The sequence below is a fragment of the Streptomyces sp. TSRI0107 genome (genome assembly GCF_001905845.1).
Classification (GTDB): domain Bacteria; phylum Actinomycetota; class Actinomycetes; order Streptomycetales; family Streptomycetaceae; genus Streptomyces.
In genome coordinates this window covers 302,022-321,876 of record NZ_LIVZ01000007.1, presented here as the reverse complement: position 1 = coordinate 321,876, position 19,855 = coordinate 302,022, and the positions used below count along the sequence as shown (strand labels likewise).

At 69.8% G+C, this 19,855-nt stretch carries 14 protein-coding genes; 8 read left to right on the top strand and 6 right to left on the bottom strand.

All coding sequences use genetic code 11. The features are described 5' to 3' along the window. Positions 1–45: 45 nt before the first annotated feature. From glpK to AMK31_RS20725, 3 genes are all read right to left on the bottom strand, one after another. Entirely contained in the window at positions 46–1,590 is a 1,545-nt protein-coding gene (gene glpK / locus AMK31_RS20735; protein WP_073942076.1) for a glycerol kinase GlpK, read from the bottom strand. 63 nt (positions 1,591–1,653) lie between these two features. Further along, a complete protein-coding gene (locus tag AMK31_RS20730; RefSeq protein ID WP_073942075.1) occupies positions 1,654–2,442 on the bottom strand; it encodes an MIP/aquaporin family protein in 789 nt (262 codons plus the stop codon). Positions 2,443–2,809: 367 nt separating this feature from the next. Beyond that, on the bottom strand, positions 2,810–3,574 hold the full coding sequence (locus AMK31_RS20725; RefSeq protein WP_073942419.1) for an IclR family transcriptional regulator: 765 nt from the start codon (positions 3,572–3,574) through the stop codon (positions 2,810–2,812). A gap of 326 nt (positions 3,575–3,900) precedes the next feature. On the opposite strand from AMK31_RS20725, the gene metH reads away from it, so the two are divergent. The 4 genes from metH to AMK31_RS20705 all read left to right on the top strand — a co-directional run bounded on the left by metH (position 3,901) and on the right by AMK31_RS20705 (position 11,990). Continuing rightward, the gene (gene metH / locus AMK31_RS20720; RefSeq protein WP_073942074.1) at positions 3,901–7,413 is read left to right on the top strand and encodes a methionine synthase; all 3,513 of its coding nucleotides are present in this window, start codon (positions 3,901–3,903) and stop codon (positions 7,411–7,413) included. A gap of 198 nt (positions 7,414–7,611) precedes the next feature. Continuing rightward, positions 7,612–8,313 carry an HAD family hydrolase gene (locus AMK31_RS20715; RefSeq protein ID WP_073942073.1) on the top strand — a complete coding sequence of 234 codons (702 nt, stop codon included), beginning with the start codon at positions 7,612–7,614 and terminating at the stop codon, positions 8,311–8,313. Positions 8,314–8,738: 425 nt separating this feature from the next. Then, positions 8,739–10,343 carry an ABC transporter substrate-binding protein gene (locus tag AMK31_RS20710; protein ID WP_073942072.1) on the top strand — a complete coding sequence of 535 codons (1,605 nt, stop codon included), beginning with the start codon at positions 8,739–8,741 and terminating at the stop codon, positions 10,341–10,343. 66 nt (positions 10,344–10,409) lie between these two features. After that, complete coding sequence (locus AMK31_RS20705) at positions 10,410–11,990, top strand: ABC transporter substrate-binding protein (protein WP_073942071.1); 1,581 nt, start codon at positions 10,410–10,412, stop codon at positions 11,988–11,990. 79 nt (positions 11,991–12,069) lie between these two features. Here AMK31_RS20705 and AMK31_RS20700 read toward each other — a convergent pair whose 3' ends face one another. Both AMK31_RS20700 and AMK31_RS20695 read right to left on the bottom strand, forming a co-directional pair. Continuing rightward, positions 12,070–12,741: a response regulator gene (locus tag AMK31_RS20700; RefSeq protein WP_073942070.1), complete on the bottom strand. Its 672-nt coding sequence runs from the start codon at positions 12,739–12,741 to the stop codon at positions 12,070–12,072. Between the two features lie 81 nt (positions 12,742–12,822). Then, positions 12,823–13,794, bottom strand: coding sequence for a RecB family exonuclease (locus AMK31_RS20695; RefSeq protein ID WP_073942069.1), 972 nt, complete (start codon positions 13,792–13,794; stop codon positions 12,823–12,825). Positions 13,795–13,968: 174 nt separating this feature from the next. On the opposite strand from AMK31_RS20695, the gene AMK31_RS20690 reads away from it, so the two are divergent. The 3 genes from AMK31_RS20690 (at position 13,969) to AMK31_RS20680 (ending at position 17,383) form a co-directional block, all read left to right on the top strand. Then, complete coding sequence (locus tag AMK31_RS20690) at positions 13,969–15,579, top strand: site-2 protease family protein (protein ID WP_073942068.1); 1,611 nt, start codon at positions 13,969–13,971, stop codon at positions 15,577–15,579. A 59-nt stretch (positions 15,580–15,638) separates the two neighbouring features. Continuing rightward, entirely contained in the window at positions 15,639–16,541 is a 903-nt protein-coding gene (locus AMK31_RS20685) for a tRNA (adenine-N1)-methyltransferase (protein ID WP_073942067.1), read from the top strand. A 266-nt stretch (positions 16,542–16,807) separates the two neighbouring features. Continuing rightward, a complete protein-coding gene (locus tag AMK31_RS20680; RefSeq protein ID WP_073942066.1) occupies positions 16,808–17,383 on the top strand; it encodes a hypothetical protein in 576 nt (191 codons plus the stop codon). Positions 17,384–17,441: 58 nt separating this feature from the next. Here AMK31_RS20680 and AMK31_RS20675 read toward each other — a convergent pair whose 3' ends face one another. Then, positions 17,442–17,747, bottom strand: coding sequence for a ferredoxin (locus AMK31_RS20675; RefSeq protein ID WP_073942065.1), 306 nt, complete (start codon positions 17,745–17,747; stop codon positions 17,442–17,444). A 245-nt stretch (positions 17,748–17,992) separates the two neighbouring features. On the opposite strand from AMK31_RS20675, the gene arc reads away from it, so the two are divergent. Continuing rightward, positions 17,993–19,759, top strand: coding sequence for a proteasome ATPase (arc, locus tag AMK31_RS20665; protein ID WP_073942063.1), 1,767 nt, complete (start codon positions 17,993–17,995; stop codon positions 19,757–19,759). Positions 19,760–19,855 lie beyond the last annotated feature (96 nt).

The following is a 19,855-nucleotide window of genomic DNA, read 5'->3' as shown; positions in this document are numbered from 1 at the left end:
CGAGCTCGGCGGGGAGCTCGCCGCTGAGCTCCCCGCAGGCTTCGGTCAGCTTTCGTCGTCGTCGTCGATCCAGCCCATGGTCCGGTCGACGGCCTTGAGCCAGTTCTTGTACTCACGGTCACGGGTCTCCGCGTCCATGTGGGGGGTCCATTCGGCGGCCCGGCGCCAGTTGGCGCGCAGTTCGTCGGTGCTGGACCAGAAGCCGACGGCGAGGCCGGCGGCGTAGGCGGCGCCGAGGCAGGTGGTCTCGGCGACCATCGGGCGCACCACCGGTGCGTCCAGGACGTCCGAGAGCGTCTGCATCAGGAGGTTGTTGGAGGTCATGCCGCCGTCGACCTTCAGGGCCACCAGCTCGTCGCCGGAGTCCTTGACCATCGCGTCGGCGATCTCCCGGGTCTGCCAGGCGGTCGCCTCCAGGACGGCGCGCGCCAGGTGCGCCTTGGTGACGTACCGGGTCAGACCGGCGATCACACCGCGGGCGTCGGAACGCCAGTGCGGGGCGAACAGGCCGGAGAAGGCCGGCACGAAGTAGGCGCCGCCGTTGTCCTCGACCGAGAGCGCGAGCGTCTCGATCTCGGCCGCGGTGGAGATCAGGCCCATCTGGTCGCGCATCCACTGCACCAGGGAGCCGGTGACGGCGATCGAGCCCTCCAGCGCGTACACCGTCGGCTGGTCGCCGATCTTGTAGCCGACCGTGGTCAGCAGGCCCGCGTAGGAGTTGATGATCTTGTCACCGGTGTTCATCACCATGAAGGTGCCGGTGCCGTAGGTGGACTTGGTCTCGCCCTCGGAGAAGCAGGTCTGGCCGAACAGGGCCGCCTGCTGGTCGCCGAGCGCCGAGGCGACCGGGATGCCGCCGAGCACGTCGCCCAGCTTGCCGCCGGTGACCTCGCCGTAGACCTCGGCGGAGGAGCGGATCTCCGGCAGGATCGCCAGCGGGACGCCGATGGACTCGGCGATCTTCTCGTCCCACTCCGTGGTGTGCAGGTTCATCAGCATGGTGCGGGACGCGTTGGTCACGTCGGTGACGTGCTTGCCGCCGTTGACACCGCCGGTCAGGTTCCAGATGACCCAGGTGTCCATGGTGCCGAAGAGGATGTCGCCGGCCTCGGCGCGCTCCCGCAGGCCCTCGACGTTGTCGAGCAGCCAGCGGGCCTTCGGGCCGGAGAAGTAGGACGCGAGCGGCAGGCCCGTCTCACGGCGGAAACGGTCCTGGCCGACGTTGCGGCCGAGCTCCTTGCAGAGCGCGTCGGTGCGGGTGTCCTGCCAGACGAGGGCGTTGTGGACGGGCTCACCGGTGTTCTTGTCCCACAGCACGGTGGTCTCGCGCTGGTTGGTGATGCCGATGGCCTTGATGTCTTCGCGGGTGATGCCGGCCTTCTCGATGGCCCCGGCGACGACTTCCTGGACGTTGGTCCAGATCTCGGTGGCGTCGTGCTCGACCCAGCCCGGCTTGGGGAAGATCTGCTCGTGCTCCTTCTGGTCGACGGAGACGATCCGGCCGTCCCGGTCGAAGACGATGCAGCGGCTGGAGGTGGTGCCTTGGTCGATGGCGGCGATGAACGGGCCGGCGGTGTGCGCGTCGGTCACGGTGTGCTCCTGATGTTTCACGGAAACGGACTGGAGGTGTGCGCTGATGCTTTAGCGGAAGGTCTAGGCGAAAGCCAGCTTGTAGAGGCCTGCCGCGAGTGCGCCGCCGATCAGCGGTCCGACGACCGGGATCCAGGCGTAGCCCCAGTCGGAGCCGCCCTTGTTGGGCAGGGGAAGCAGCGCGTGCACGATGCGCGGGCCGAGGTCACGCGCCGGGTTGATGGCGTATCCGGTCGGACCGCCGAGCGAGAGACCGATGCCGACCACGACGAGCGCGGTGATCAGAGCGCCGAGGATGCCGAGGCCGTTGCCGTTGTCGTTGAGGCCCTGGGTGAGGACCGCGATGACGAGCACGAACGTTCCGATGATCTCGGTGGCCAGGTTCTGCGCCACGTTCCGGATCTCCGGTCCGGTGGAGAAGACGCCGAGGACGGGGCCCGCCTGGGCCTCTCTCGCCTCGATGGCCTTGCCGGCCTCGGTGCCCGGGTCCCCGACGATCTCGGGGTCCGTGAGGTGGGCCCGGAACTGGCCGTAGTAGGCGACCCAGGCGAGCGTGGCACCGATCATGGCGCCCAGCAGCTGTCCCGCCCAGTAGGTCGGAACGTTGCTCCAGTCGCCGTCCTTGATGGCGATGGCGAGCGTCACGGCCGGGTTCAGGTGGGCGCCGGACAGGGGCGCCGTGGTGTAGACGGCCGTGAGGACGGCGAAGCCCCACCCGAAGGTGATGGCGAGCCAACCGGCGTTCTGGGCCTTGGAGGCCTTGAGCACGACGGCGGCCACAACGCCGGCGCCGAGCAGGATGAGTATGGCGGTACCGATGGTCTCGCCGATGAAGATGTCGGAGCTGGACACCCGCGACTCCTTTGTCCTTCGTCCAGGGGAAGCCGAACCCCGTGTCCCAACGGAGGTTCCGCGCCCTCGGGGGTGAGAGCGATGGCCGGCCCTTGGCGTTGTCACACTCTAGCGCGTATTGCCGGTAGGTGTTCGACAATGCCGACCGATGGACGGGAGTCTTTCTCCGGCGTCAGGCGTGCGTCAAGGGTTCCGATATCGAAAATACGATCGTTATTGATCGCGATGAGTTATCGATCTTCAGTGCCGCTCTGGGTATGGTTTGCCGGAAATGTCCGGTCTCAGGGTACGGCGATCACCGGAACGCCGCTTCGGCGTCCCGGTGTTCATGTGTCGAGTCGGTACGGCCGTCAGGCCGCCGCGTGCCTCAGAAGCGCCCCGCGCCCAGGTCCCGCGACACCGCGCGGGCACAGTCCCGTACCGCGGCGATCAGCTCGGGACGCAGCTCGCCGTCCCGGCAGACGCGTTCCACGGCCCCGGTGATGCCGACCGCGCCGACCGGCATCCGCCGCCGGTCGTGGATCGGGGCGGCGATGGACGCCACGCCCTCCCAGGTCTCCTCCACGTCGGCCGCGTAGCCGCGTGCCCGGGTGAAGTCGAGGATCTGCTCGAAGGGCTCCAGATCGCAGACGGTGCGGTCGGTGAAGGCCTTGCGGTCGGCCTCGACGGCCTCGCTGTGGGCGACCGGGTCGTAGGCGGACAGCACCTTGCCGAGCGCCGTGCAGTGCAGCGGCTGCATGGCGCCGATCTCCAGCACCTGCCGGCTGTCGTCGGGGCGGAAGACATGGTGGACGATCAGCACGCCCTGCTGGTGCAGCACACCCAGATGGACGCTCTCGCCGCTGGCGCGGGCCAGGTCGTCGGTCCACACCAGGGCCCGGGCCCGCAGCTCGTGCACGTCGAGATAGGTGGTGCCCAGTCGCAGCAGCTCCGCGCCCAGCTGGTAGCGCCCGGAGGCGTCGTCCTGCTCGACGAAGCCCTCCTGCTGGAGGGTGCGCAGGATCCCGTGCGCGGTGCCCTTGGCGAGGCCCAGGGACGAGGCGATGTCCGACAGGCCGAGCCGTCGTTCCCCGCCCGCGAGCAGGCGCAGCATCGCGGCCGCCCGCTCGAGCGACTGGATGTTCCGTGCCATCGCCGTCCTGCCTCCGTCTCCCTCGACCGTCGAGCCGACGTCGCTGCCGCCGTTCGGCATTGTCGAACACTACCGGTCGATGCCGACCTCTCGCTAATGGTCGGTCGGCAGTTGTTCGCCCCGCGTCCACCGGCGGTGGCCGAAAGTCATCGGTAGAAGCTCCCGTCGGCTTCCCGGCACGACATCTTCGTCCGCCTCGTGGACGCCCCTGACCTTAGGCCCCGGACGCCGGTTACCCTGACGACGTGCGCCCGCCCCGGGACGGTCCCCGACCGTGCCCGAGGTGACGCAAAGCCGACAGCCGTCGCATCTCAGGGAGCCCCTACATGGCCTCGTTGCCGCCGACCCCTTCCGCCGACAGCCGGACCCGTGCGTCCGCGCTCCGACAGGCGCTCGCCACCCGTGTGGTGGTCGCCGACGGAGCGATGGGCACGATGCTCCAGGCCCAGGAACCCACCCTCGAGGACTTCCAGAACCTCGAGGGCTGCAACGAGGTCCTGAACGTCACCCGGCCCGACATCGTCCGCCACGTCCACGACGCCTACTTCGCGGCCGGCGTCGACTGCGTCGAGACCAACACCTTCGGCGCCAACCTCACCGCGATGGCGGAGTACGACATCCCCGAACGGGTGCTGGAACTGTCCGAGGCGGGTGCCCGGATCGCCCGCGAGGCCGCCGACGAGTACACCGCCCGCGACGGCCGGCAGCGCTGGGTGCTCGGCTCCATGGGCCCCGGCACCAAGCTGCCCACCCTCGGCCACACCACCTTCCGCGCGATCCGCGACGCCTACCAGCAGAACGCCGAGGGCCTGCTCGCCGGCGGCGCCGACGCCCTGATCGTCGAGACCACCCAGGACCTCCTCCAGACCAAGGCCTCGGTCATCGCCGCCCGCCGCGCGATGGAGACCGCCGGGTACGACGTACCGCTGATCGTCTCGGTGACCGTCGAGACCACCGGCACCATGCTGCTCGGCTCGGAGATCGGTGCCGCGCTGACCGCGCTGGAACCGCTCGGCATCGACATGATCGGCCTGAACTGCGCGACCGGCCCCGCCGAGATGAGCGAGCACCTGCGCCATCTGTCCCGGCACGCCCGCGTCCCGCTGTCCGCCATGCCCAACGCCGGCCTGCCGGAGCTGACCAAGGACGGGGCCTACTACCCGCTGAGCGCGCCCGAGCTGGCCGACGCGCAGGAGAACTTCGTCCGCGACTACGGCCTGTCCCTCGTCGGCGGCTGCTGCGGCACGACCCCGGAACACCTGCGCCAGGTGGTCGAGCGGGTCCGCGACCTCACCCCGGCCGAGCGCGACCCCCGCCCCGAGCCGGGCGCCGCCTCCCTCTACCAGTCGGTGCCGTTCCGACAGGACACCTCCTACCTGGCCATCGGCGAGCGCACCAACGCCAACGGCTCCAAGAAGTTCCGCGAGGCCATGCTGGAGGCCCGCTGGGACGACTGCGTGGAGATGGCCCGGGAGCAGATCCGCGAGGGCGCCCACATGCTCGACCTGTGCGTGGACTACGTCGGCCGCGACGGCGTCGCCGACATGGAGGAGCTGGCCGGCCGCTTCGCCACCGCCTCCACGCTGCCCATCGTGCTGGACTCCACCGAGGTCGACGTCATCCAGGCCGGCCTGGAGAAGCTCGGTGGCCGCGCGGTGATCAACTCCGTGAACTACGAGGACGGCGACGGCCCCGAGTCCCGCTTCGCGCGCGTCACCCAGCTCGCCCGCGAGCACGGCGCCGCCCTGATCGCGCTCACGATCGACGAGGAAGGCCAGGCCCGCACGCCGGAGAAGAAGGTCGAGATCGCCGAACGGCTCATCGACGACCTGACCGGCAACTGGGGCATCCGTGAGGAGGACATCCTCATCGACACCCTGACCTTCACCATCTGTACCGGCCAGGAGGAGTCCCGCAAGGACGGCCTCGCCACCATCGAGGCGATCCGCGAACTCAAGCGCCGCCACCCCAAGGTGCAGACCACCCTGGGCCTGTCGAACATCTCCTTCGGCCTGAACCCGGCCGCCCGCATCCTGCTGAACTCCGTCTTCCTCGACGAGTGCGTCAAGGCCGGCCTGGACTCCGCGATCGTCCACGCGTCCAAGATCCTGCCGATCGCCCGCTTCGACGAGGAGCAGGTGAACACCGCCCTCGACCTCATCTACGACCGCCGCGGCGAGGGCTACGACCCGCTGCAGAAGCTGATGCAGCTCTTCGAGGGCGCCACCGCCAAGTCGCTGAAGGCCGGCAAGGCCGAGGAACTGGCCGCGCTGCCGCTGGACGAGCGCCTCAAGCGCCGCATCATCGACGGCGAGCGCAACGGCCTCGAAGCCGACCTCGACGAGGCGCTGAAGGAACGCCCCGCCCTCGACATCGTCAACGAGACCCTGCTGGACGGCATGAAGGTGGTCGGCGAGCTGTTCGGCTCCGGCCAGATGCAGCTGCCGTTCGTGCTCCAGTCCGCGGAGGTCATGAAGACCGCCGTGGCCCACCTGGAGCCGCACATGGAGAAGACCGACGAGGCGGGCAAGGGCACCATCGTCCTCGCCACCGTGCGCGGCGACGTCCACGACATCGGCAAGAACCTCGTCGACATCATCCTCTCCAACAACGGCTACAACGTCGTCAACCTCGGCATCAAGCAGCCGGTCTCCGCGATCCTGGACGCCGCCGAGGAACACCGGGCCGACGTCATCGGCATGTCCGGCCTCCTGGTCAAGTCCACCGTGATCATGAAGGAGAACCTGGAGGAACTGAACACCCGCGGCCTCGCCGCCTCCTACCCCGTCATCCTCGGCGGCGCCGCCCTCACCCGCGCCTACGTCGAGCAGGACCTGCACGAGATCTACGAGGGCGAAGTCCGCTACGCCCGCGACGCGTTCGAGGGCCTGCGCCTGATGGACGCCCTCATCGGCGTCAAGCGGGGCGTGCCCGGCGCCAAGCTGCCCGAGCTGCGCCAGCGCCGGGTGCGGGCCGCCGCAGTCGAGGTCGAGGAGCGCCCGGAGGAGGGGCACGTCCGCTCCGACGTCGCCACCGACAACCCGGTGCCGACGCCGCCGTTCTGGGGCACCCGCGTCGTCAAGGGCATCCAGCTCAAGGAGTACGCCTCCTGGCTGGACGAGGGCGCGCTGTTCAAGGGCCAGTGGGGCCTGAAGCAGGCCCGCACCGGCGAGGGACCGACGTACGAGGAACTGGTCGAGACCGACGGCCGGCCGCGGCTGCGCGGCCTGCTGGACAAGCTCCAGACGGAGAACCTCCTGGAGGCGGCCGTCGTCTACGGCTACTTCCCGTGCGTCTCCAAGGACGACGACCTGATCATCCTGGACGAGGCCGGCAACGAGCGCACCCGGTTCACCTTCCCGCGCCAGCGCCGCGGCCGCCGGCTGTGCCTCGCCGACTTCTTCCGCCCGGAGGAGTCCGGCGAGACGGACGTCGTCGGCCTCCAGGTCGTCACCGTCGGCTCCCGCATCGGCGAGGAGACCGCGAAGCTCTTCGCGTCCGACTCCTACCGCGACTACCTCGAACTGCACGGCCTGTCCGTCCAGTTGGCCGAGGCGCTCGCCGAGTACTGGCACGCCCGGGTCCGCTCCGAGCTGGGCTTCGCCGGTGAGGACCCGGCCGCCATCGAGGACATGTTCGCCCTGAAGTACCGCGGCGCCCGCTTCTCCCTCGGCTACGGCGCCTGCCCGAACCTGGAGGACCGCGGCAAGATCGCGGACCTGCTCCAGCCGGAGCGCATCGGCGTCCAGCTGTCCGAGGAGTTCCAGCTCCACCCCGAGCAGTCCACGGACGCGATCGTCATCCACCACCCCGAGGCCAAGTACTTCAACGCCCGCTGAGCACGGCGCCGGGCCCCACCCGGCACACCCCGCGAGGACCGCACGGGACACCGACCCCCGGCGGTCCTCGCGGAGTGCCCCGCCGTCCGACGTTCAAACGAGGCGATTCCCCTGCCGGAGTCGTACACTGGTCGGTCCACTGCAGGCCGGTTCCCCGCGCGGGAACCGGCCTGGTCGTCCCTCAAGGAGGTACGCCGGATGACGACCACCGTCCCCGCGCTCGGCACCCGTACGGCCGAAGGCTCCGCCCTGCAGGCCGTGCTCCTCGACATGGACGGCACCCTGGTGGACACCGAGGGCTTCTGGTGGGACGTCGAGGTCGAGGTCTTCGCCGGCCTCGGACACGCCCTCGACGACTCCTGGCGCCATGTCGTCGTCGGCGGCCCCATGAGCCGCAGCGCGGGGTTCCTCATCGAGGCGACCGGCGCGGACATCACCCTCGCCGAACTGACCGTCCTGCTCAACCAGGGGTTCGAGGACCGCATCGACCGGACGCTGCCGCTGATGCCGGGAGCCACCCGGCTGCTCGCCGAACTGGCCGCGCACGAGATCCCCACGGCCCTGGTCTCCGCCTCTCACCGGCGCATCATCGACCGGGTGCTCACCACCCTCGGCCCCCAGCACTTCACCCTGACCGTCGCCGGTGACGAGGTGCCGCGCACCAAGCCGCACCCCGACCCGTATCTGCTGGCCGCCGCCGGACTCGGCGCCGAACCCTCCAGGTGCGCGGTCGTCGAGGACACGGCGACCGGTGTGGCCGCGGCCGAGGCCGCCGGCTGCCGGGTGGTCGCGGTGCCGTCCGTCGCCCCCATCGCCCCCGCCGCCCGGCGCACCGTGGTGACCTCCCTCGAAGAGGTCGACCTCGCTTTTCTGCGCGGCCTGATGACGGAAATGCCCTAGGTCTTCACCCACCGTGCAGCGGCGATAGGCCTCGAATTCACCGACGCGCCCACAAGGGAATTCGAATCGCTCCCCGTGGCCGAATTCCAGTGCGTCCCCCTCCCCGTCGAGGGTATGACGTTCGTCACGCCGGTGGGTCTCGACAGCCTGCCCAGGGGCTGCTCCTTGCCCCCTTCCTGCGGATTCCGCCGTGCCCTTGTGTCCCGATTGGTGAGACGCTGCACGAATCCTTCCCCTGTCGGGTTTTCGGTGCGTCCACGCCCGGTTTCGCTCCGTGATGGACGTTCAACTCCAGTGGCTGTCAACCCCGGTGCGGGCGCGCACTAATCTCGACGCGAGAACATCACCCCCCCTGCTCCCGTGATCCGCTGCGACACCCCCGCATGCCGGATACACGGACTCGACAGCTCTGGAGAAACTCGAGCATGAACCGCAAGACTTTGGTGCTGCCGGCCGTGGTCGGCCTGCTCGCACCCGCGCTGGCCGCCTGCGGCGGATCCGACAGCGGGAGCGGCGGCGGGGACGCCATCGTCGTCGGCACCACCGACCGGTTCATCGCCTCGAAGGACGCTCCCGCGCCCCTCGACCCCGCCTACGCCTACGACGTCGGCACCTGGAACGTCCTGCGTCAGACCGTGCAGACCCTGATGATCCAGCCCCGCGGCGAGGGCGAACCGGTCCCCGAGGCCGCCGAGAGCTGCGGATTCACCGACACCGGCAACGAACGCTACGTCTGCCGGCTGCGCGACGACCTGACCTTCGCGAACGGCGATCCCATCACCGCGGCCGACGTGAAGTACTCCATCGACCGCGCCCGCGCCATCAAGGCCGACAGCGGTGTCTTCGCCCTGCTGTCCACCATCGACACCGTCGAGACGCAGGGCGACCGCGAGGTCGTCTTCCACCTCAAGACCGCCGACGCGACCTTCCCGTTCAAGCTGTCCACCCCGGTCGCCGGCATCGTCAACCCCGACGACTACGCCAAGGACAAGCTGCGCGACGGCTTCGCCGTGGACGGCTCCGGCCCGTACACCCTGCAGTCCGAGGAGAAGGACGGCGAGCTGGTCAAGGCCGTGTTCACCAAGAACCCCGACTACAAGGGCACCTTGAAGGTGAACAACGACAAGGTCGAGCTGGTCTCCTACACGGACGCCGCCGACATGGCCGACGCCGTCGAACAGGGCGACATCGACCTGATGACGCGCACCATGACGCCCGAGCAGATCGAGCAGCTGACCACCGACGCCCCCGACGGCGTCGACCTCGTCGACATGCCCGGCCTGGAGATCCGCTACCTGGCCTTCAACACCGACGCCCCGACCGTCCGCACCAAGGCCGTCCGCCAGGCCATGGCCCAGCTCGTCAACCGCGGCGAGATCGTCTCCGAGGTCTACGGCTCCCAGGCCGAACCGCTGTACTCGCTGGTCCCGGCCACCATCACCGGCCACTCCAACTCGTTCTTCAACCGCTACCAGGACCCCAGCGTCGCCAAGGCCCGCAACATCCTCGCCAAGGCCGACATCACCACCCCGGTGAAGCTGACCCTGCACTACACGACCGACCACTACGGCGCGGCCACGAAGAAGGAGTTCGAGCTGCTGCGTGAGCAGCTCAACGACAGCGGCCTGTTCGACGTCGACATCAAGGGCACGCCCTGGTCGACGTTCCGCCCCGCCGAGCAGAAGGGCGAGTACGACGTCTACGGCATGGGCTGGTTCCCGGACTTCCCGGACGCCGACAACTACCTCGCGCCGTTCCTCGACAAGGACAACTTCCTCGGCTCGCCGTACGCGAACAGCCAGATCCGCAACAGCCTGATCCCGCAGTCCCGCCGCGAGGCCGACCGGCTCTCCGCCGCCGACAGCCTGACGCAGATCCAGGACATCGTCGCCGAGGACGTCCCCGTACTCCCGCTGTGGCAGGGCAAGCAGTACGTCGCCGCCCGCGACGACATCACCGGGACCGCCTACGCGCTCAACTCCTCCTCGACCCTCCAGCTCTGGGAGCTCGGTCGCGGTGTGAGCGGCTGACACCACTTCACTCGTCGGGCGCCGCACGGTCGCCCAGGAACCAGAGAACGACGTAAGGCACACGCAGTGAACATGCGCAAGCAGTGGCCGGTCCTGCCCCTCGCCGCGGGCCTGGCCTCCGGCCTGCTGACCGGATGCGGGTCGGAAGACGGTGACGCCGGGGACAACGGCTCCTCCATCGTCATGGGGATGTCCGACGACGTCCTGGCCACGGACCCCGCCTCCGGCTACGACCCCGGCTCCTGGCTGTTGTTCAACAACGTCTTCCAGTCGCTGCTCAGCTTCCCCAACGGAGGCACCGAGCCGCAGCCCGAGGCGGCGGAGGAATGCACCTTCACCGACACCTCGACCAAGACGTACAAGTGCACGCTCAAGGACGGCCTGAAGTTCAGCAACGGTGACTCGCTCACCTCGCAGGACGTCAAGTTCTCCTTCGACCGCATGCTGAAGATCAACGACGCCGACGGCCCGGCGATCATGTTCCCGATGCTCGACTCGGTCGAGACGCCGGACGACAAGACCGTGGTCTTCAAGCTCAAGGTCGCCGACGCCACCTTCCCGAGCAAGATCGCCTCCGGTGCCGGCTCCATCGTCAACCACCGCTCCTACGACGCCGCCGGGCTCCGCAAGGACGGCGAAGCGGTCGGCTCCGGCCCCTACAAGCTGGACTCCTTCGACGACGACCAGGCCGTCTTCTCCGTCAACGAGCACTACCAGGGCAACGCCGACGTCAGCAACTCCGGCATCACCCTCAAGTTCTTCCACGGCGACCGCACCGCGCTGAAGCAGGCCCTGCTCGACGACGAGATAGACATCGCCTACCGAGGCCTGAGCGCCGGCGACATCGCCGACATCGAGAAGGCCGACTCCGACGCGGGCGTCGAGATCGTCGAGGGCACCAGCGCCGAAGTCCAGCACCTCGTCTTCAACATGGACGACCCGGTCGCCGGAAAGCTCTCGGTCCGCAAGGCCATCGCCCACCTCATCGACCGCGACGCCCTCATCGACGAGGTCTACCAGGGCACCGCGACCCCGCTGTACTCGATCATCCCGGCCGGCATCACCGGCCACAACACGGCGTTCTTCGACACCTACGGCGCCAGCCCCTCCAAGGCCAAGGCGGCCGCCGCGCTGCGCGCCGACGGCATCGAGGGCAAGGTGAAGCTCACCCTCTGGTCGACGCCCTCCCGCTACGGCCCCGCCACCGACCAGGAGTTGCAGGCCATCGCCGGCCAGCTCAACGCCAGCGGCCTGTTCGACGCCCAGGTGAAGTCCGTCGCCTTCGGCCAGTACGAGAAGGACATCGAAGCCGGCAAGTACGGCGTCTACGTCAAGGGCTGGGTCCCCGACTACCCCGACGCCGACAACTTCACCGCCCCGTTCTTCGGCGAGGGCAACGTGCTCGGCAACAACTACGCCAACAACACCATCACCGGCACGCTCATCCCGCGCACCGCCGCCGAGTCCGACCGCGCTGCGACGGACAACGACTACGGCCGGCTGCAGGACATCGTCGCCGAGGAACTGCCCATGCTGCCCGTCTGGCAGGCCAAGCAGTACGCGGTCGCCCGCGAGGGCGTGTACGGCCTGGAGTACTGCCTGGACGCCTCCACGGTGTTCCGGTTCTGGGAGCTCAGCAAGAGCTGACCCGCCGACACGACGAGGGGCGGCCCCTCCTCACCCCACGGGGAAGGAGGGACCGCCCCTCGTGCCGTTCCGTCAGGCCCTACTGCGCGCCCGGGCGCACCAGCCCGCTCTCGTACGCGTACACCGCGGCCTGCACCCGGTCGCGCAGCCCCAGCTTCGTCAGGACATGGCCGACATGCGTCTTCACGGTCGTCTCGCTGACGAACAGGTCGGCGGCGATCTCGGCGTTCGACAGACCGCGCGCGACCAGCTTCAGAACCTCCACCTCACGGTCCGTGAGGGTGTTCAGCGTGTCCGGCACCGGCTCGTCGCCCGACGGCAGATGCGTGGCGTACTTGTCGAGCAGCCGACGCGTGATGCTCGGGGCGAGCATGGCCTCACCGGCGGCCACCACCCGGATCGCCTGCACCAGTTCGTGCGCGGGCGCGTCCTTCAGCAGGAAGCCGCTCGCCCCCGCCCGCAGCGCCTCCACCACGTACTCGTCGAGGTCGAAGGTCGTCAGCACCAGCACCTTCGCCGGGCCGTCCCGCCCGGGACCGGTGATCTGCCGGGTGGCCTCCACGCCGTCCATCCGCGGCATGCGGATGTCCATCAGGACCACATCGGGTTGCAGGGCCCGCACCTGGTCGAGTGCCTGGAGCCCGTCCCCGGCCTCGCCGACGACCGCGATGTCCTGCTCGGCCTCCAGGATCATCCGGAAGCCCGTACGCAGCAGCGGCTGGTCGTCGACCAGTAGGACGCGGATGGCCACGTAAGTCTCCTTCGCTAGTCCGGGTCCATTCTGCCCTGCGCCCGCGCACCGCTCCGCGTCCGGGGCGCCCCGGACGGCGGCTCACCCCTCGCCGGAACCGGACGCCCGCACCGCCAGCGGATACGGCGGGGGAGTGCCGCCGAACTCCGGGCAGTGCGCCTGGTGATCACACCAGCCGCACAGCTTGGTGGGACGCGGCCGCCAGTCACCCGTCTCCGTCGCCAGCCGGATCGCGTCCCACAGCGCGAGCAGCTTGCGCTCCACACGCTCCAGGTCGGCGAGGACAGGGTCGTACGTCAGCACGTCACCGCTGCCCAGATACACCAGCTGGAGGCGGCGCGGGACGACCCCCTTCAGCCGCCACACGACCAGCGCGTAGAACTTCATCTGGAACAGCGCGCCCTCGGCGTACTCGGGACGCGGGGCCTTGCCCGTCTTGTAGTCGACGATCCGCACCTCGCCGGTCGGCGCGACGTCGACCCGGTCGATGATCCCGCGCAGCCGCAGCCCCGAGTCCAGCTCCGCCTCGACGAACAGCTCCCGCTCGGCCGGCTCCAGCCGGCTCGGGTCCTCCAGCGTGAACCAGCGCTCCACCAGCTGCTCCGCCTCCCCGAGCCAGCGCGCCAGACGGGCGCCCTTCGGGTCGTCGGCGAACAGCGCGGCCAGCTCCGGCTTCGACTCCCGCAGCCGGTCCCACTGGCCCGGGATCAGCGACTTGGCCCGCGGCGCGGTCCGCTCCCCGGCCGGCGCGTCGAAAAGACGCTCCAGCACCGCGTGGACCAGGGTGCCCTTCGTCGCCGCCTCGCTGGGCTTCTCGGGCAGCCGGTCGATCACCCGGAACCGGTACAGCAGCGGACACTGCATGAAGTCACCCGCACGCGAGGGGGACAGCGAGGCGGGCGGTATCGCCGCGGGTGCGGTGGCCTCGGTCTCCGGTGCGGTCACCGCCGCGGCCGTCGTCGCCGTCGCGGTCACCGCCTCGCCCGCCACGATCGTGGCCTCGGCCGTACCGTCGCTGCGGGCCTCCGTCACGCCCTCGGTGCTCGTCTCCATGCCAACAGACCTTACGGCCCACCACTGACAGTGACCCCCTCCCGGTCGTGTGACCCTCGACCACCGGGGCAACAGTGGGGTGCCGGGGCGGAAGGTGCCCCGGCGGACGCATACCATCGACCCGAGACCTTCCGCCCGGCAGGCGGGGGGCGACGCTTCGAACGAGGGGACACCGTGGACGAGAGCGGCGGGAGCGGGCAGCCGCGGTCGGGCGACGACAACCCGGCCGGACACCACGCAGCACCGACGAACCCGGCCTCCGACGCGACGACGACACCGCCGCGACAGCACCCCACGGCCGAGCCGCCCCACCCCGGCACCGAGAAGCCCGGCACCGAGAAGCCCGGCACCGACAAGCACGAGGAGCCCGAGGCCGCGCCCGCCGGTCCGGCTTCCGGCTCCGCCGAGGAGTCGGCCGACGCCACCGCCGACGCCGCCCGGGAACCGGACACCGGCGCCTCAGCTCCCGACACCAGCGCCGACGCCGACAGCGAGCAGCGTGCGACCGGCGGCGCGCGCCACGAAGACCGCCCCGTCGGCGGCCCCGACTTCGGCAAGGCCCCCGCACCCGCCGACGACCACGAGCGCGCCCACGCCCACTCCGGCACCCACGGCCCCGCACCCGAGCGCCCCGAGCCCGGCGGCGGGCTGCTCATGGGCCGGCTGTTCGGCGTCCCCGTGTACGTCGCGCCCAGCTGGTTCCTCGTCGCCGCCCTGATCACCTGGGTCTTCGGCGGCCAGCTGGACCGCGTCCTGCCCGAGCTCGGCGCCGCCCGCTACCTGGTCTCCCTGTTCTTCGCGGTCGCCTTCTACGCCTCCGTCCTCGTCCACGAGCTGGCCCACACGGTCGCCGCGATCCGCTTCAAACTCCCGGTCCGCCGCATCCAGCTCCAGTTCTTCGGCGGCGTCTCGGAGATCGAGAAGGAGGCCGAGACCCCCGGCCGGGAGTTCGTGCTCGCCTTCGTCGGCCCACTGCTCTCCCTGGTCCTCGCCGGCGTCTTCTACGTCGCCATGCTGGCCGTCGAACCCGGCACGGTCCCCGGCGTCCTGTTGGCCGGCCTGATGATCTCCAACCTCATCGTGGCCGTCTTCAACCTCCTGCCCGGCCTCCCGCTGGACGGCGGCCGGATGCTCCGCGCCGTCGTCTGGAAGATCACCGGCAAACCGATGAGCGGCACCATCGCCGCCGCCTGGGTCGGCCGCGCCCTCGCCGTCTCCGTCCTGATCGGCCTGCCGCTGCTCACCCAGTCCGGCCTCCTCGGCTCCGACGCCGTCGACAACGTCGGCATGGACACCGTCATGGACGCCCTGCTCGCCGCGATCCTCGCAGCGATCATCTGGACCGGCGCCGGCAACAGCCTCCGCGTCGCCCGGCTCCGCGAACACCTCCCCGAGCTGCGCGCCCGCACCCTCACCCGCCGCGCGGTGCCCGTGCCGACCGACACCCCCCTCTCCGAGGCCCTGCGCCGCGCCAACGAGGCCGGCGCCCGCGCCCTGGTCGTCGTCGACGCCGACGGCACCCCGATCTCCCTGGTCCGCGAGGCCGCCATCGTCGGCGTCCCCGAGCACCGCCGCCCCTGGGTCGCCGTCAGCGGCCTCGCCCAGGAACTCACCGACGGCATGCGGGTCTCCGCCGAGCTGGCCGGCGAGGACCTCCTGGAGGCACTGCGCGCCCACCCCGCCACCGAGTACCTGGTGGTCGAGGAGACCGGCGAGATCTACGGCGTCCTCTCCGCCGCCGACGTCGAGCGCGCCTTCGTCAAGGCCATGGCCAGGCCCTCCTAGCCGCCGGGCGGGCCCACCGCGTGGTCCGCGCCCCCCGCAAACCCCGGTAGTCTGTTCACATGTCCGAACCGACCGGTGCCGCCCGCCGCCGCGGGCCCTTCAAGGTCGGGGACCAGGTACAGCTGACCGACCCCAAGGGCCGCCACTACACGTTCACGCTCGAGGCCGGGAAGAACTTCCACACCCACAAGGGTTCCTTCCCGCACGACGAGCTGATCGGCGCTCCCGAGGGCAGCGTTGTCCGTACGACGGGGAACGTCGCCTATCTCGCGCTGCGCCCCCTGCTCCCCGACTACGTCCTCTCCATGCCCCGCGGGGCAGCAGTCGTCTACCCGAAGGACGCGGGGCAGATCCTCGCCTTCGCCGACATCTTCCCCGGCGCCCGCGTCGTGGAGGCCGGCGTCGGCTCCGGCTCGCTCAGCAGCTTCCTGCTGCGGGCCATCGGCGACCAGGGCATGCTGCACTCCTACGAGCGCCGCGAGGACTTCGCCGAGATCGCCAAGCAGAACGTGGAGCGCTACTTCGGCGGCCCGCACCCCGCCTGGCAGCTCACCGTCGGCGACCTCCAGGACAACCTGAGCGACACCGACGTCGACCGCGTCATCCTCGACATGCTCGCCCCCTGGGAGTGCCTGGAGGCCGTCTCCAAGGCGCTGGTCCCGGGCGGCATCCTGTGCTGCTACGTCGCGACCACCACCCAGCTCGCCCGGACCGTGGAGTCCATCCGCGAGATCGGCTGCTTCAACGAGCCGACCGCCTGGGAGACGATGATCCGCAACTGGCACATCGAGGGCCTGGCGGTCCGCCCGGACCACCGGATGATCGGCCACACCGGCTTCCTCCTCACCGCCCGCCGCCTCGCGGACGGCGTCGAGCCGCCCATGCGCCGCCGCCGCCCCGCCAAGGGCGCCTACGGCGAGGACTACACCGGCCCCAACGCCGACGGCGGCATCGGCCGCTGAACGCGCGGGCACCGGCCGCCCGGGGCGGTCCCGTGCCGCGTACAACGTCCCGGCGCCGTGCCCGAGTTCCCGCGTCCCGCGTGGAACTCGGGCACGGCGCCGCGCTGTTGACGCCCCTCGGCGCTTTCCAGTGCCCCAGGGCCCCGCAGAGCCCCTGGTCCCGCGACGACCGCGACCAGGCCCGGACCCCGCGGTTCCCCCGCCCTGTGAGGTGTGGCAGCATGCAGGCCACCCCACCGGCACAGCTCTCACAGGAGACACTCCTAGTGCAGCAATCCGCGGTCCCGGAACTGGCACACACCCGCACCCGCCCCATCCACTGGCTGGCCACCGCCACCGCGCTCGCCGGTGTCGTGGCCCTCTCCTCGTTCCTCCAGCCGGACGCCGCCACCGCCGCCCAGAAACCGGGCCTCGGCACGCAGTCGGCCCCCGTGGTCGCCGCGCCCGCCACGGACGGCGTGAAGTTCCCCCTCGAATGCGGGCCCGTGCAAGCCGTCGTGGAACGCGAGGCGACCGGGGACCTCGACGGCGACGGCCGGCCGGAGACGGTCGCCGTGGTGCACTGCGACGCCGGCATCAGCACCCCGCCCGACGGCGTGTACGTCCTCACCCGCGGCGCGGACGACACCCACGCGCGCGTGGTGGCGACCCTCGTCGACCCCAAGGACCGCTACACGGTCAAGGACTTCGCCGTCCGCGACGGCGAAGTCCTCACGACCCTGCTCGGCTACTCGACCCCCGACGTGCCCACCTGCTGCCCGGACGTCGAGGAGAACGCGAAGTGGCGGTGGAAGAACGGCTCGTTCGTCCGCTCGTCACCCGCGGAGGCCCGCAGCGTCTGACGCACGCCACCAAATGGTGTGAGAAATCAGACAGTCGTAACGCAGGGTGCTTATTCAGTCACTCTGCGTCCGGTCCGTAGACCTCGACGCTGTCCGAAACCCGACGCACGTGGATGCACTCGCCGGGACACTCCTTCGCCGAGTCGATCACATCCGTGAGGAGCGGCAGCGGCACGGGCGTTGTGGCGCCCGGCGCCTGAAGCAGCTCCTCGTCGGCGCCCTTCACATAGGCCAGACCGTCGATGTCCAGCTCGAACACCTCGGGCGCGTACTGCGCGCAGATGCCGTCGCCGGTACAGAGATCCTGATCGATCCAGACCTCCAGCGCCTCGCCGACGACTCCGGCCTCCTGCTGCACGGTCATCTCTCCTGCCGTTTTCTGCGCCGAGCCATACGGGAATCCGGCCAGCTCTGGCGGGTGTTGAACGCTTCGACCCTACCTCTGGTCGCTTTCCAATCGCGTTCGGTGGGTATTCCCCTGGCGTGAGGGAGAGCGCAAGGGTGAAGATCGGACACACCCCGACCGTCTTTGTGATCTAGGGGTTTCAATCGACACCCACCCAGGTAGGGTCTGGAAGCGTCCAGCTCCCCTTGGAGGAGGTGAGGACCGTGGCAGCCCACGACGACGACATGAACCGCGGCATCCGCCCGGGACGCGGGTCCGACGACCCGGCCGGGCAGATCGCCTACCTTGAGCAGGAGATCGCCGTCCTGCGACGCAAGCTCGCCGACTCTCCGCGACACACGAGGATTCTCGAAGAGCGGATCGTCGAGCTGCAGACCAACCTGGCCGGCGTGTCCGCCCAGAACGAGCGACTCGCCAACACGCTCCGTGAGGCCCGCGACCAGATCGTGGCCCTCAAGGAAGAAGTCGACCGGCTCGCACAGCCGCCGGCCGGCTTCGGTGTCTTCCTCGCGGCGAACGAGGACGGCACGGCCGACATCTTCACCGGAGGCCGCAAACTCCGCGTGAACGTCAGCCCCAGCGTCGAGGTCGAAGAACTCCGGCGCGGCCAGGAAGTAATGCTCAACGAAGCGCTCAACGTGGTCGAGGCCATGGAGTTCGAGCGCGTCGGGGACATCGTCACCCTCAAGGAGATCCTCGAGGACGGCGAGCGCGCCCTGGTGCTCGGGCACACCGACGAGGAACGGGTGGTACGGCTCGCCGAGCCGCTGCTGGACGTCACCATCCGCCCCGGCGACGCCCTCCTGCTCGAACCCCGCTCCGGCTACGTCTACGAGGTCGTCCCCAAGAGCGAGGTCGAGGAACTCGTCCTCGAAGAGGTCCCCGACATCGGCTACGAGCAGATCGGCGGCCTCGGCAACCAGATCGAAGCCATCCGCGACGCGGTCGAGCTCCCGTACCTCTACCCCGACCTGTTCAAGGAGCACGAACTGCGGCCGCCCAAGGGCGTCCTGCTCTACGGGCCCCCCGGATGCGGCAAGACGCTCATCGCCAAGGCCGTCGCCAACTCGCTGGCCAAGAAGGTCGCCGAGGTCACCGGCCAGGCCGCCGGCAAGAGCTTCTTCCTCAACATCAAGGGCCCCGAGCTCCTCAACAAGTACGTCGGCGAGACCGAGCGGCAGATCCGCCTGGTCTTCCAGCGAGCCCGTGAGAAGGCCAGCGAGGGCACCCCCGTCATCGTCTTCTTCGACGAGATGGAATCCCTCTTCCGCACCCGCGGCTCCGGCGTCAGCTCGGACGTGGAGAACACCATCGTCCCGCAGCTGCTCGCCGAGATCGACGGCGTGGAAGGCCTGCAGAACGTGGTCGTGATCGGCGCCTCCAACCGCGAGGACATGATCGACCCCGCGATCCTGCGACCCGGCCGGCTCGACGTCAAGATCAAGATCGAACGTCCGGACGCCGAAGCGGCCAAGGACATCTTCGGCAAGTACCTCACAGAACGCCTCCCGCTGCACGCCGAGGACCTCGGCGAGCACGGCAGCGACAAGGCCGCATGCGTCCAGGCCATGATCCAGACGGCAGTGGAGCACATGTACGCCGAATCCGAGGAGAACCGCTTCCTCGAGGTCACCTACGCCAACGGCGACAAGGAAGTCCTCTACTTCAAGGACTTCAACTCCGGCGCCATGATCGAGAACATCGTCGGCCGCGCCAAGAAAATGGCCATCAAGGACTTCCTCGAGCACAACCAAAAGGGCCTCCGCGTCTCCCACCTCCTCCAGGCATGCGTGGACGAGTTCAAGGAGAACGAGGACCTGCCGAACACCACCAACCCCGACGACTGGGCCCGGATCTCCGGAAAGAAGGGCGAGCGGATCGTCTACATCCGCACCCTCATCACCGGAAAGCAGGGCGCGGACACCGGACGCTCCATCGACACGGTGGCGAACACCGGACAGTACCTGTAAAACACAGGGCGGCTGCGGGTGCCCTTTCCGGGTACCCGCAGCCGACTGTTTTTCCGGCCACGGCTGGAGCAGGCAATGACGCAAATGATCTCCACA